Genomic DNA, 14145 nt, shown 5'->3' with positions numbered 1-14145 from the left:
AGCAGATTATGTTTAAGGAGATCATTGCAGGAGACCCGGTATTCAGAAGGTTTTTTCAGAAAAAGCTGCTGCTGTATATGGTGCCTAATGTTTTTTTTAATACCTGTGTGCCTTATTTTACTTTTAAAAATATGGAGGCAGTTTATTTGTTTCAGGGTGAACTTTGTTTTGCCCGCTTCCTGCTGCCGATGGCTTTCTTTCTGCCTTTTATCATCACTTTTGACATCTTAAAAAAAGCTGCTGTTCTGGCCGGGCAGGGTAAGACGGGTCTGACGCTCCCCTATGAGATTAATGCCAATAGGTTCTTGTTCAGGACGGCTGGTATCAATGGGGGGATTACACTTGCTGTCGTTTTGCTTGTTTCCTTGTTTGCACAGCTCTGTATCCCTAGCGGGCATGGATTTAATGGTACATTTCTTTCTGCTTTGCTGGGCCTGTTTGCCGGAGTGCTGACGATAGTTTTTGCAGTTTTACCGCTCATGCGTGTGCTGTCCAGGTCCCGGCCTTCTTCACTGTAACAAGCATAATACTTTTGTCTTCACAGATTAATGATTGGCTAACATTAATTTTAAACTGCACAAAGAAATTTGATACCATGAATTCAAGAAGAGATTTTTTAAAACAGGCAGCGTTAGTATCCGGCAGCGCAGCTATGGTGAACTTACTGCCCGGAGCGATACAACAAGCCCTGGCTATAAACCCTGCCCTGGGCAGCACGTATCTTGATGCGGAGAACATCGTGATACTGATGCAGGAGAACCGGTCCTTTGACCATTGCTTTGGTTCGCTGCAGGGAGTACGGGGCTTCAATGACCCAAGAGCAGTTCGTCTGCCGGACCAAAAACCAGTGTGGCTGCAAACAGATGCCTCCGGAAATACCTATTCACCATTCCGTTTGAATATAAAAGATACTAAAGTAACCTGGCTGGGGGACCTGCCACATTCCAGGGCGAGCCAGGTCGACGCGAATAATTCAGGGAAATACGATGGGTGGCTTCCGGCAAAACGATCGGGGAATAAAAAATATGCTGATATGCCGCTGACGCTGGGTCATTATGTCAGGGAAGACCTTCCGTTTAATTATGGTATGGCGGATGCGTTTACCATTTGTGATCAGAATTTTTGCTCTGCAATGACGAGCACTACGCCAAACCGTTCTTTCTTCTGGACGGGTAAGATCACTCATGAAGAGGACGGGCTGCCTAAGGCCAACATCAGGAATACAGACTTTGCATATGGTAAAATGCCCTGGGAGACATTTCCGGAGCTGCTGACCCAAAACGACATCAATTGGAAGTTTTATCAGAATGACCTGAGCTGCGGTGGTGGTTTTGTAGGACAGGAAAGGGCCTGGTTAGCCAACTTCGGTTGCAACCTGCTGGAATTCTTTAAGAAATATAATGTTAAATTCTCTGAGCGTTATGTGATAAATCTGCAAAAGCAGGCAGAAACATTACCGGGTGAGATCAATAAGCTCCAGGAAAGAACGCCTTCAAGTGATGAGGATGCCAAAAAAGCACAGGAAAGCATCAAGGCTAAGCAGGCGGTGCTGGACAATGCCAGGGCTGAACTGGCAATCTGGAACAAGGAAAGCTACGGAAAGCTAAGTGATCATGAAAAGAAGCTCTATCAGAGTGCTTTTGTAATTAATTCAGGTGATATCGGTTTCCGGAACATTACGGAACTGACCTACTCTGACAATGGGACGGAACGAAAGGTTACCGTTCCTAAGGGTGATGTGCTATACCAGTTTAGAAAAGATGTAAATGAAGGCAAATTGCCTGCGGTTTCCTGGCTCGCGCCACCGCAGAACTTTTCTGATCATCCCAGCGCACCATGGTATGGTGCATGGCATGTATCTGAGATCCTCAATATTCTTACCGAGAACCCGGAGGTTTGGAAGAAAACGATCTTCATTTCTACTTATGATGAAAATGACGGGTATTATGATCATGTTCCGCCTTTTTCTATCCCTGATGTTAAAATTCCCGGAACGGGTAAAGTTTCAGCCGGAATAGAAACCGAAATAGAGCATGTGCGGCTGGAAAATGAACTAAAACAGGGCATTCCTAAAAATCAGGCACGGGAAGCTCCTGTTGGACTTGGATTCAGGGTGCCGCTGATCATCGCTTCACCATGGAGCAGGGGTGGTAAGGTTTGTTCGGAAGTGTTTGACCATACCTCAACACTGCAGTTTCTTGAAACTTTTGTCAATAAGAAGTTTGGCAAGAATTTACATCTGGGCAATATCAGTGAATGGAGAAGGACAATCTGTGGTGATTTGACTTCTGCTTTTAGTCCTTACGATGGCAGCAAACCGGAAAAGGTCCCTTTTCTGGACAGGAATAAAAATGTGGAAACTATTTACAACGCCAAGTTTAAAGGCGATCCGGTGGGGTTTAAAAAGCTGTCTGCGGATGAGATTGCTAAGATCTCCGCAAAACCTGCTTTGCTGAACCTGCAGGAAAAAGGAACAAGGCCGGCTTGTGCTTTGCCTTATGAATTGTATTGCGACGGGGGCTTATCGGCCGATGGAATATCGGCTGAGATGAATTTTGCCGCAGGCGATATTGTATTTGGTAAACACGCTGCAGGATCTCCTTTTACCGTATATGCCCCGGTAAAATACAGCGATGAAGGCAGTAAGGATGAAATTTGCAGAAACTGGGCATTCGGGGTAAAGGCGGGGGACAGACTAAGCTATAACTGGCCCTTGGATTCGTTTGAGAACGGAAAATATCACTTGCGTGTGCATGGTCCTAATGGTTTTTACAGGGAATTTAAAGGACACCGCAGCGATCCAAAAATAAAAGTCAGTATAGCTTACGAAAGCAGCGGTGTTAACAGGGAGAAACTGACCGGGAATTTAAAAATGAACCTCGTCAACAACGACAGCAAACCGCATACCTTTATTGTCAGTGACAATAGTTATCAATCAGGTACAGTGAAAAAAACAGTTGCTCCAAATACTAAGGAAAGTGTTGTCTTGAATTTGGTAAAGTCGCATAACTGGTATGATTTTATCGTGGAGTTGTCTGGCAATAAAAATTTTAGTACCGGCTTCGCCGGGCACGTTGAAACTGGCGCTGCTTCAACGACAGATCCATTGATGGGTGGTATGGTATAGTATTCCAAAATAAAGCTGTATTTTTGCAGAAAAATAATAGCAATTGGGAACTTTACTGGACTTAGGCATTAAGGGATATAAGAATTACGGTACGCACCTTAAGGAAAAATATAATGGGCAACGCGTATTTAAAGTAATTGTTGATGGTGGCTTTACTTGTCCGAACCGTGATGGCAGCAAAGGCTATGGGGGTTGTACTTATTGTAATGTAGATTCTTTCACTCCTGAACTTTCGAGAAAGCTTCCAACCATTCGTGAGCAGCTGGAACAAGGGATGGAACGGGGTAAGGGCTTTTATAAGGCGGATAAGTTCATTGTTTATTTTCAGCCTAATACCAATACTTATGCACCAGTGCATTATTTAAAAATGATGTACGACGAAGCATTATCTATAAATACTCATGATGTGGTGGGCTTTTCGGTTGGTACAAGGCCGGATTGTATTGATGCGGAAAAGGTTGCTTTGCTGGAGAGTTATACCGACAGGTTTGACGTGGACCTGGAAATGGGCATGGAGTCTATTTATGACGAAACGCTAAACCAGATCAACCGGGGCTGCAGTCACGGGGAGTTTGTTGAGGCCGTTAAACTGCTCGAAAATTCCAAACTTGACCTCTGCGTGCATACGATATTTGGCTTTCCCTGGGAAACTGAAGAAATGATGCTCGGCTATATTCACGAAATCAACCGTTTTCCGCAGATCAAATTTGTGAAATTCCACCATCTTCATATTGTAGAGGGCTCTATTATGGGGGCGAAATATAAAAAACAACCCTTTAAGCTGTTTTCGCTCGAAGAATATACAGACCTGCTTTGTAAGCTGATCCCGTTGCTAAGACCGGATATTGTCATTCAACGACTATTTGGTATTTCTGACTGGGACCTGCTGATCGCACCAAACTGGGGATTAAACAAGTCGGCGATCCAGACTTATATTGATAAGGAGATTGAGCGCAAGGGTGTGGTGCAGGGTTCTGCTTATCAGGTTTCATCTGTACTATAAGGTGTGACGGACATGCTGTCAATCATAAGCTCCAAAAATTTCAACTACTTTCTGTTTTCTAAATTCAAATATTAAAACATCATTCATTTCGGTTCCGCTGGCTATGGATTTGAAATGATGCTGATGATGCCAGAATCTGTAGGACTAAATCGCTGCTCATTAACAAAGCATTGTTGTTCTGAAACATGGGGTGATCTCTGTTATCCAGTCTAGCTTAATGCCTGCGATTTTTTCTGGTTAAAAGTCAGATGATGCGATTTCATGTATATAAGTATGTATAAAGGTAAGCTAATTTCTATAAGATCGCTGTGATGGTAGTTTTACGGATTTGGAACTTTTACAGGGTTGCTGAACGGTTTTTTTATGGATTATGGTGATTTTTATTTTTTTAACAAAAAAAGTAGCGGTTTTTGGGTGATTTGTTATAAAATAACAAAAATTGAACCTGTTTTTTGTTATAAATTCATGTTTTTGCGTAAAAAATGGGTTCATAAACATATAATTTTAAAAATTGTTTGGGAAAAAGTGATGAAAGTTGAAATTAATTACTAGTTTTATAAAAAAATCAAATAACACATAATTTCAAACTAGTAAAATCTAACATTTATGGCAAAAGTTTTATTTAAACAGTGGGGCCCATTTGCAGTTTTATTAATAATTGCAATTCTTGCTCTTTTTATCCCCTTACTTCCAAATTTCGATGAGGGAAAATACAGCGGACCAGATATCGCGTTTGTATTAATTGCTAGTGCTTTGGTATTTATCATGACTCCAGGCTTAGCATTTTTTTACGGAGGTATGGTTCACCGTAAGAACATTCTTTCTACCATGATCAAAAGTGTGGTAGCAGCCGGTGTTATTACAGTTCTTTGGATTGTATGTGGCTTTAGTTTGGCTTTTGGAGAAAGCATTGGAGGATTTATTGGAAATCCAAAGACCTTCCTTTTCTTCCAGGGTGTAAACTCCAGTCCTTCATGGAGTCTGGCAGCAACCATTCCGCTTTCGTTGTTTGCTGTTTTCCAACTGATGTTTGCTATTATCACTCCGGGTCTGGTGGTTGGAGCAGTTGCTGAGCGTATCCGCTTCACCTCTTATATTTTATTCATTGTTTTATTTGCGCTGTTTGTTTATTCACCGCTGGCACACTGGTCATGGCACCCGGATGGAATTCTGTTTAAAATGGGCGTTCTTGACTTTGCAGGTGGTACGGTTGTACACATTTCTGCTGGTATGGCGGCTTTAGCCGGTGCACTGGTATTGAAACGCAGAAAATCCCATATTGAGCATAAAGAAGTTCCGCCTGCTAATATTCCTTATGTACTGATCGGTACTGGTTTACTTTGGTTTGGCTGGTTTGGTTTCAATGCAGGTTCTGCTGTTGGAGCCAGTAGTTTAGCAGTTTCAGCGTTTCTGACAACCAACACCGCTGCAGGCGCAGCCGGATTGGCCTGGATGTTCTTTGATGTAGCAAGAGGGAAAAAACCTTCGGTACTGGGTTTCTGTATAGGTGCAGTAGTTGGTTTGGTTGCCATTACTCCGGGTGCAGGATTTGTTAGCATTCCTTCAAGTATATTCATTGGTGTTATCGCCGCAGTTATCTCCAACCTTGTGGTTTCATGGAAACAAAAAACAAGTCTTGATGATACATTGGATGTATTTCCTTGTCATGGTGTAGGTGGTATCGTTGGTATGCTGTTAACTGGTGTTTTTGCTACTAAAACAGTAAATGGTGCTGGTGTTGATGGTTGGTTCTATGGAAACCCTGCATTTTTCATTACTCAGCTAAAGGGTGTGGTGATCGTTGTGGCGTTCAGTTTCATAATGTCATTCATTATTTTCAAACTGATCAACCTGGTACAGCCTATCCGTGTATCTGAAGAAGAAGAAGAAGAAGGATTGGATGCGTCTCAGCACAATGAGAAATATTCTCAGGGTACCTTGATCGTTGCAGGTCAGGAAGTAGAAAACCAATTTTAACCATACTCACTAAATTATCAACCTCAAACCTCAAATTATGAAATTAAAAGCAATACTATCCCTCGCGTTCTTGTCAACAGTTACAGCTTCTTTTGCTCAGGAAGCAGACGCTCCGTTACAGATTTCCGGATCAGCTGATGCATATTATAAATATGATTTTTCAAAGCATCCAAATATCCTGACTAGTTTTGCAAGTGACCAAAACTCTGTTTCACTGGGAATGATCGATCTTGCGTTGAAAAAAACTACCGGTAAGGCATCATTTGTCGGTGAACTGTCCTTTGGACCACGTGGACAGGGCCAGTCAATTTTGCCTGAAGGCGGTGAATCTTTTCACATTCAGAATTTATACGCATCTTATGCTTTTACTGATGCGTTTACGCTGACTGCAGGATTTATGGGTACTTTCATCGGTTATGAGGTAATACCTCCAACTGGTAACTTTAACTATTCAACTTCTTATTTGTTTACTAACGGGCCATTCCAGAACGCCGGTATCAAAGGACAATACAAATTCTCCGACAAAGTAAGCTTGATGGTGGGTTTATTCAATGACTGGAACGTTTATTCTGACTTCAACGGCGTATCGCATGTTGGCGGTCAGCTGACCATAACGCCGGTTGAAGGATGGACTGCTTATCTGAACGCGCTGACAGGAAAATCTGTAGGCGTTGCCGGAACGGGAACTATTTTTGACCTGACCACTGCTTACCAGGTAACTGAAAAGTTCAAATTAGGCTTGAACGCTGCCGATTACTCGATCACTAATGATGGTGGTGGCTATACAGGTGCTGCATTATACCCACAATATGCATTCACCCCTGCTGTAGCACTGGGTTTAAGAGGCGAGTATTTCAAAACTAAAGATGTTGGCGAAGTTGATGGCGAAAAAGTTGCTGCCGTAACTTTGTCTGGTAACATTAAAGCGGGCGGCCTGACCTTTATCCCTGAGGTTAGGTTTGATAATGCTTCTGATAAGCGTTTCTGGAAAGAGAATGGTGTAGATATGACTAAAAAAGCTGCTCAGTTCTCACTGGCATTTGTATACGCATTCTAAAAAAGCTGAAATTATTTTTTAAATTTAAAGGCTGTCAGAAATATTTTCTGGCAGCCTTTTTTACAAATCAACTATGAAACTACCTCTGATCCTGATTTTAATGATGCTTGGTTTTGGTTCCTTTGCCCAGGATAGGATATTGCCCATGGACGAGTCCGGAAAATATACCTTCCTGGAAGTTGCAGAACTTAAAGCAGTAGCAAAGACTGTAATGGCAGCTAATGCAAGACGTTTCTTTAAGGTCAATTCCAAATCATTAAAGCTGACGGCCGAAGAAAAAGATACTGTGTTTTTAGGGAAAGGTAAAATGATCGTTCAAAAAGGGGTTGCAGGGATCGGTCATCCGTCTGCGGAAGTAAATTACACCATTTCAATTGCATTGCGTGAAGGGAAATACAGGCTGATCATGACGGACTTTGTGGTCACCCCGTATGAACGGGACAGGTATGGCAATTTCGTGCCCGTCACGGTAAGCACCGGGCTTGAAAAGTCACCGGGGAAACTTGGCCGCACAGAATGGGAAGCGAATATGGCATTTGTTTTCACTGAAACCAGAAGGATTGCCGACAGGCTCAAAGTAATGATGAGCAATACCCTGGCTGAGCCTAAAACTGAACAGAAAAAGCCCGCTACTGTATCAACTACAAAATGGTAATCAGTGAACCATTTTATCTGCACAGGTAGAGCTTGCAAATGCCTCGGGTTTGGCTTTGAATATAAAGCCCATGCTCAGAATATAACCCATTGCTTCATTAAGTGCCTTGTTTGATTTGAACATCGGATTGGTATTGATGTCCGCATGTACTTCAAGGTCTACATCGTAGAGGTCCAGCAGGTCACAGATAGAATAGGCGATCTCAATTGATTTTTGTACTTCAACGAGCATACGCTCTTTGATGCTCATTTTCTGTGTGGTCTTATCCTGGTTGATGTACATAAAACCACCGTGGTGTTCTCTTAGCAATACAATGACGGTTGCGAAATCTGTGACTGCTCCTTTTACCTGTGAGTCTGTGCCGATGCAGACTTTAAGGCGGTAGCCTTTTTCAGTTTCTCTTACGATTGAATTTTCAATTTCTTCAAGGATTGACGAGTGGATTACCTCGCCGCTAAATTTTTTCCAGGTCATACGTTCAATGGTGTTTGGTAAACAACCCGCATTCAGGTTTACTAAAAATAAGGGATAAAGATTAAAATCCCGTTAATTTTCGGTTGTTTAATTGCTAACAATTATCTTGTTGTCAACAGCTTAGTGAATATTTTGAGTTAAATTCTTTGATTAGGCCTATCTTTGGTGCCATGATGGTAGAAAAGATCCTGGAGAAATTAAAAATCAAGTCTTTAAACGAAATGCAGCTTGCTGCTGTGGGTGCTGCTGGAAAAGGGAAAGATGTGTTGTTGCTGGCGCCTACGGGATCCGGTAAAACCCTTGCTTTTTTGCTGCCGGTACTAAGCAATTTGAAGAACGGCTTTAATGGTGTACAGGCGATGATACTTGTGCCCTCTCGGGAATTGGCTTTGCAGATAGAACAGGTATTTAAACAAATGGGAACGGGGTTTAAGGTCAATTGCTGCTATGGCGGTCATCCGGTAAAGACGGAACGCAATAATTTTGAACAACCACCCGCGGTTCTGATTGGTACTCCGGGAAGGATTGCCTATCACCTGAGACATGAGAATTTTGATGAATCGGGGATCACAACCCTGGTTCTAGATGAATTCGACAAAGCGCTGGAGTTTGGCTTTCAGGACGACATGTCGTATATTATTGGTAAACTCCTGTCCCTGAAACAACGGATACTTACTTCGGCGACAGCCATGAGCGATATTCCTGGGTTTACAGGGATCAGTCATCCTGCTGAGATCGATTTTCTGAAAGATGTAAAGGTCGTGCCGGACCTGAAATTAAAAAAGGTACTGACCACTGCGGCGGACAAACTTGATACCTTGTTTCAGCTGATCTGTAAAATTGGAAATAAACCAATGCTGATATTTTGTAACCACAGAGAGACGGTAGACCGGATCAGTGACCTGCTAATCGACAAGAATCTGGCGCATGATATTTTTCACGGGGGAATGGAGCAGGATGAGCGGGAACGTGCGCTGTTGAAATTCAGAAATGGCAGCATTAAGATGCTCATCACCACAGATCTTGCTTCAAGAGGGCTTGATATTCCTGAGGTGGAATACATTGTGCACTACCAGTTGCCTTATACCGAGGATGCCTTTTTGCATCGTAATGGCAGAACAGCACGGATGAATGCAAAGGGAACGGCATATCTGATTATAGCTGACGATGAGAAATACCCCTTTTTAAAATCAGATATAGAGGCCGAAGATTTAAAGGGTAAATTTGCGTTGCCAAAAGACAGTGAATGGCAGACTCTTTATATAGCTGCGGGTAAAAAGGATAAGATCAATAAAATTGATATTGTCGGTCTGCTCTTAAAAAAGGCTGGCTTGCAGAAGGAAGATGTAGGGCTGATAGAAGTGAAAGACCAGACGTCCTACGTTGCTGTAAAACGAAAAATGGTGAACAAGATCTTATCTGCACTGGCCAATGAGAAGATCAAGAATAAAAAGGTAAAAATTGAAATAGCGATGTGATATGAGCAATAATGATATTCTTAAAAAACTGCGTGTAGCCCTTGAGCTCAATAATGAAGAGATTATTAAGATTCTGGGCCTGGTCAATTTCAAGATCGGAAAAAGTGAACTCGGAGATATGTTCAGAAGCAATGACCATGCTAATTTTAAGGCCTGCGGGGATCAGATCCTCCGCAATTTCCTGAATGGCCTGGTGATCTATAAGCGTGGTCCCAGAGATCCAAAACCTGCGGAAAAGTAGAATTTTATTCGCATTTCCGGCAAAATGAATGACTTGAACAGATTAGCGAGCCTGATTTATTCTCTATATTCAACATAGGTAAAAAATGTTGATGAGATGGGGAATTTAAGGAAATCGGGTTTTCTTTTACTATTGTTTTTTAGCGCTTTTAAGATGTACGCGCAGCAAACGGTTCAGTTCAGCCAATATGTATTTAACGGGCTGGCTGTGAATCCTGCATACGCTGGATACAGGGAAGACTGGACCGGCAGTTTGAGTTACCGCATGCAATGGGCGGGAATAAATGGTGCGCCAAGAACGGCGGTAGCTTCTTTTGATGGTGTGACCAATGACTACGAGAAAAGAGTGGGGTTAGGCTTTATAGCAATTAACGATAGGCTGGGCGCCCAGAGTACTTCATCTCTCTATGGGAATTATGCTTATAGATTGCAGATTGACGACGACGAAGAGCGAAGATTGAGCTTTGGAATTGCATTTGGGGTTACCCAATACGGAATTGACGGCACTAAGCTTAATGCAGTTGATCCCAACGACACAAGTATACCAACAGGAAACGAAAGCAAGATCTATCCTGACTTTAGAGTAGGTGTATATTATTCTGATCCAAGGTATTACATTAGCGCCTCTGTGCTTGACATGTTCTCGGCATACCGGGATCAGATCACCACTGATGATAATTATAAAATTCTGAAGCAGGTAAGACATCTTTATATATCCGCCGGCGCAATTTTTCCGTTGTCAGAAGTGCTGGATATCAAGCCGACCTTTATGATCAAAGAGGACTTTAGGGGGCCAACGAACCTTGATTTGAATGCTTATCTGCTTATCAATAAGCGGCTTTGGATAGGAGGTTCTTATAGAACCGGGGTTTCACTCTGGAAGAAAAGCAATCTTCAAAAAGGGCTTGAAAAAAGTAATGCCCTGGCTGCAATAGTTGAGGTCTTTGTGAGTGACAGGTTTAGGGTAGGTTACTCATTTGATTACAGCACGAACGCACTCGCCAGTTATCAGCAGGGATCTCATGAAGTAACCCTCAGCATGACGTTTCCACGAAAAAACTATAACCTAATGAACCCTAAGTATTTTTAAACGAAGGCCATTTCATGTGATAAAAAGAAACATCAGGGCCTTCTCCTAAAATAAATTAAATAAAATTTTGCTAAAACGGTTTAAATGTCTTTATTTGGAAGATTGAATCATCAACAGTCAACAGACCAAATTAAACCAATAAATGAATACAAAATCATCTGAACTACCCTTTATTGGTGTAGACATAGGCGGCTCTCACATTACTGCGGCTCATGTAGATTGTAATACATACAGAGTGATAGACAGTACCTTAAAAAGAGAACGTGTTGCTTCTATGGATAATGCAGAGGCCATTCTGCAATCATGGGTAAAAGCACTTTCTACCCTGATTATAAAATCATCAGAGGAAACGATTACAATTGGCATAGCTATGCCAGGCCCTTTTGACTATGAACAGGGCATTTCATTAATGAAGGGAATGCAGAAATACGATTCGTTGTATGGAATGAACATTCGCGAAATCCTCGCAGAAAGACTGGGTATTCCTGGTGAGCACATTACTTTTATCAACGATGCAGAAGCTTTTTTACGCGGGGAACTTGCCTCGGGAGCGGCTTCAGATTTTGAACGGGCTATCGGGGTGACACTGGGTACGGGTTTGGGTTCAACCAGTAACTGTAAGGGTGAAACCATAGATGTCAACAGGGCGTTTGTACCTTTTCTGGATAGCATAGCAGAAGAGTATATTTCTACGCGCTGGTTTTTAAGAAGATATAAAGAGCTGACCGGTAAAGAAGTGAAGAACGTAGAAGAGCTTTTAGCTACAGCGGATCAGTCGATAAAGGATGAACTTTTTGACGAGTTTTCTACAAATCTTGCAGCCTTTTTAAATGATTTCATAGCGGATGAGGATCCCCAGGTATTGGTCGTTGGCGGGAATATTGCGAGGTGCTGGGATCATTTTATTGGTAAACTGCAGGATAAAATAGCAAATAAAACCGTAGTGATCAGACAAACTCAAATGTGGGAAGATGCCGCCCTGGTAGGCGCAGCGTGTACCTGGGTTTAATAAGAAGTTAGCTCATAAACGGATGAAAGAATATATTGTTTTAGCATTGCTGAACCTGCTGGGCTGCCAGCTGACCTTTGCCGCGAAAGTTGATACTGTGCTGACGCATAGTGCGGCAATGAAAAAGGACATTAAGGCAGTCGTCGTTCTGCCTGATGGATATAATGAAAGCAAAAATTATCCGGTGGTCTACTTACTGCATGGTGCCGGTGATCGTTTTTCAGGGTGGGTCAATAAGGTTCCTGCAATAAAAAGATATGCGGACGATTTTCAGATGATCATTGTTTGTCCTGACGGAAATGTGACCAGCTGGTATTTTGACAGCCCGGAGGACCCCGCATGGAAATACGAGACCTATGTGTCAAAGGAGCTGGTGCGCTGGATAGATCAGAAATATAAGACTATAAATGACAGAAGGGGAAGGGCTATAACTGGTTTGAGCATGGGCGGTCATGGGGCGTTGTATCTTGCTTTTAAGCATCAGGATGTGTTTGGAGCTGCCGGAAGCATGAGCGGTGGCGTGGACATCAGGCCTTTTCCATTAAACTGGGATATTGCCAGGAGGCTTGGTGCTGAAGAAAAATATCCGGAAAGGTGGGAGCAGAATTCTGTTGTAAACCTGGTTTATTTACTGGTTCCTAATAAGCTCGCACTGAACATTGACTGCGGAAAAGACGATTTCTTCTACAATGTAAATATTCAGTTGCACGAGAAATTGCTTTACAATAATATCCCCCATGATTTTACCATAAGACCCGGTGCGCACACCTGGGAATACTGGACAAATTCGATCGGTTTCCAGTTGATGTATTTCAATAACTTCTTCAGCAAAAAGGGTTAATTCTGCAACAGCAGATTTTAATATTTCAAACTCCATGTGATGATTTTGTTATGTTACTTAGCGGGGAAATATTTTTCCTATCTTAGATAACCGATATCCTTGTGGTGATATCCCTAAACCTAAATATTACATTGGACAACAAATGAAAACACAAGACCGAAGAAATTTTATCAAAGATATGGGCATGCTGGCTGCAGCCGCAGGCATAACCTCACTGCTTCCTTTTGACGTAATGGCATCGGGGAAAAAAGAATTTTTCAAGATCTCCCTGGCAGAGTGGTCGTTTCATAAGGCGCTTTTTGCTGGGAAGATGACCAATCTGGAATTTCCATTGAAGGCTAAAAATGATTTTGGGATAAATATCGTTGAATATGTGAGCCCTTTCTTCAATAAGAAAGAAACGGATGCCGCCTATTTAAAAGAACTTCTGACCATAACAAAAAATGAAGGTATCCAAAATCATTTGATCATGATCGATGGAGAAGGTGATCTTGGTGATCTGGATGAGAAAGCCAGAACTAAGGCAGTTGAAAATCATTATAAATGGGTAGATGCTGCTAAGATACTGGGCTGTTTGACAATCAGGGTAAATGCTGCAGGAAAGGGTTCTGAAGCTGATGTAAAGACCGCAGTTATAGATGGGTTGGGCAGACTTACTGACTATGGAAAGAAGAATAAGATCAATATTATTGTAGAGAATCACGGTGGTTATTCTTCTGACGGCAAATGGCTGTCAGACGTGATGAAGGGGGTGAATAGTACTTATTGCGGAACTTTGCCTGATTTTGGGAATTTTAGGATCAATGCAGAGCGGCAGTACGACATGTATCAGGGAGTTCAGGATCTTGTTCCGTTCGCTAAGGGCATAAGTGCCAAGACATTTAAGTTTAATGATAAGGGAGAGGAAGCAGACATTGATTATACCCGTATGTTCAAAATCATTTATGATAGCGGCTTTAAGGGTATAGTAGGGATTGAGTGGGAAGGTGATAGTTTGTCTGAGGAAGAAGGAATCAGGAAGACAAAAGTCTTGCTGGAACGCGTATTGGCGCAGTATAAGTAGTACTGTTTAAGCTATTTAAAAAGGCCAGAGTTGTGAGTCGACTCACAACTCTGGCCTTTTTTGCTCCGCCCCTGGCAAATTGCATAAGTGAGCCTATAAAATCTGGTGTTTAAACCAGCTTTTTGTATTTA

Annotated in this window: 13 protein-coding genes; 12 read left to right on the top strand and 1 reads right to left on the bottom strand. The window is 42.2% G+C overall.

What is annotated here, in order from left to right; all coding sequences use genetic code 11:
• From VK541_RS04570 to VK541_RS04545, 6 genes are all read left to right on the top strand, one after another.
• On the top strand, positions 1-518 hold a 518-nt coding region (locus VK541_RS04570), incomplete at its 5' end, for a hypothetical protein (RefSeq protein ID WP_324367375.1).
• Between the two features lie 77 nt (positions 519-595).
• Positions 596-3127, top strand: a complete 2532-nt coding sequence (locus tag VK541_RS04565; RefSeq protein WP_324367373.1) for a phosphocholine-specific phospholipase C — start codon at positions 596-598, stop codon at positions 3125-3127.
• Between the two features lie 43 nt (positions 3128-3170).
• Positions 3171-4130 carry a TIGR01212 family radical SAM protein gene (locus VK541_RS04560; RefSeq protein WP_324367371.1) on the top strand — a complete coding sequence of 320 codons (960 nt, stop codon included), beginning with the start codon at positions 3171-3173 and terminating at the stop codon, positions 4128-4130.
• A 606-nt stretch (positions 4131-4736) separates the two neighbouring features.
• Positions 4737-6107, top strand: coding sequence for an ammonium transporter (locus VK541_RS04555; RefSeq protein WP_324367369.1), 1371 nt, complete (start codon positions 4737-4739; stop codon positions 6105-6107).
• A 37-nt stretch (positions 6108-6144) separates the two neighbouring features.
• Positions 6145-7164 carry a porin gene (locus VK541_RS04550; protein WP_324367367.1) on the top strand — a complete coding sequence of 340 codons (1020 nt, stop codon included), beginning with the start codon at positions 6145-6147 and terminating at the stop codon, positions 7162-7164.
• Positions 7165-7237: 73 nt separating this feature from the next.
• Positions 7238-7819 (top strand): hypothetical protein, encoded by a 582-nt coding sequence (locus VK541_RS04545; RefSeq protein ID WP_324367365.1) that lies wholly within the window; start codon positions 7238-7240, stop codon positions 7817-7819.
• Here the strand turns inward: VK541_RS04545 and VK541_RS04540 are convergent, their stop codons facing one another.
• Positions 7820-8293 carry a ribonuclease H-like YkuK family protein gene (locus VK541_RS04540; protein WP_324367363.1) on the bottom strand — a complete coding sequence of 158 codons (474 nt, stop codon included), beginning with the start codon at positions 8291-8293 and terminating at the stop codon, positions 7820-7822.
• A gap of 170 nt (positions 8294-8463) precedes the next feature.
• Between VK541_RS04540 and VK541_RS04535 the strand changes: the two genes are divergently transcribed.
• The 6 genes from VK541_RS04535 (at position 8464) to VK541_RS04510 (ending at position 14014) form a co-directional block, all read left to right on the top strand.
• On the top strand, positions 8464-9771 hold the full coding sequence (locus VK541_RS04535) for a DEAD/DEAH box helicase (protein ID WP_324367361.1): 1308 nt from the start codon (positions 8464-8466) through the stop codon (positions 9769-9771).
• A gap of 1 nt (position 9772) precedes the next feature.
• Complete coding sequence (locus VK541_RS04530) at positions 9773-10012, top strand: DUF1456 family protein (RefSeq protein ID WP_324367359.1); 240 nt, start codon at positions 9773-9775, stop codon at positions 10010-10012.
• A 96-nt stretch (positions 10013-10108) separates the two neighbouring features.
• On the top strand, positions 10109-11101 hold the full coding sequence (locus VK541_RS04525) for a type IX secretion system membrane protein PorP/SprF (protein ID WP_324367357.1): 993 nt from the start codon (positions 10109-10111) through the stop codon (positions 11099-11101).
• 142 nt (positions 11102-11243) lie between these two features.
• Positions 11244-12110, top strand: coding sequence for an ROK family protein (locus VK541_RS04520; protein WP_324367355.1), 867 nt, complete (start codon positions 11244-11246; stop codon positions 12108-12110).
• A 22-nt stretch (positions 12111-12132) separates the two neighbouring features.
• Positions 12133-12951, top strand: a complete 819-nt coding sequence (locus tag VK541_RS04515; RefSeq protein WP_324367353.1) for an alpha/beta hydrolase family protein — start codon at positions 12133-12135, stop codon at positions 12949-12951.
• A 142-nt stretch (positions 12952-13093) separates the two neighbouring features.
• The gene (locus VK541_RS04510) at positions 13094-14014 is read left to right on the top strand and encodes a TIM barrel protein (RefSeq protein ID WP_324367351.1); all 921 of its coding nucleotides are present in this window, start codon (positions 13094-13096) and stop codon (positions 14012-14014) included.
• Positions 14015-14145 lie beyond the last annotated feature (131 nt).

The organism is Pedobacter sp., assembly GCF_035317785.1.
In the GTDB taxonomy this organism is placed as follows: Bacteria; Bacteroidota; Bacteroidia; order Sphingobacteriales; family Sphingobacteriaceae; genus Pedobacter.
The sequence above is the reverse complement of the archived record's forward strand: the minus strand, read 5'-3'. Positions and strand labels throughout refer to the sequence as shown.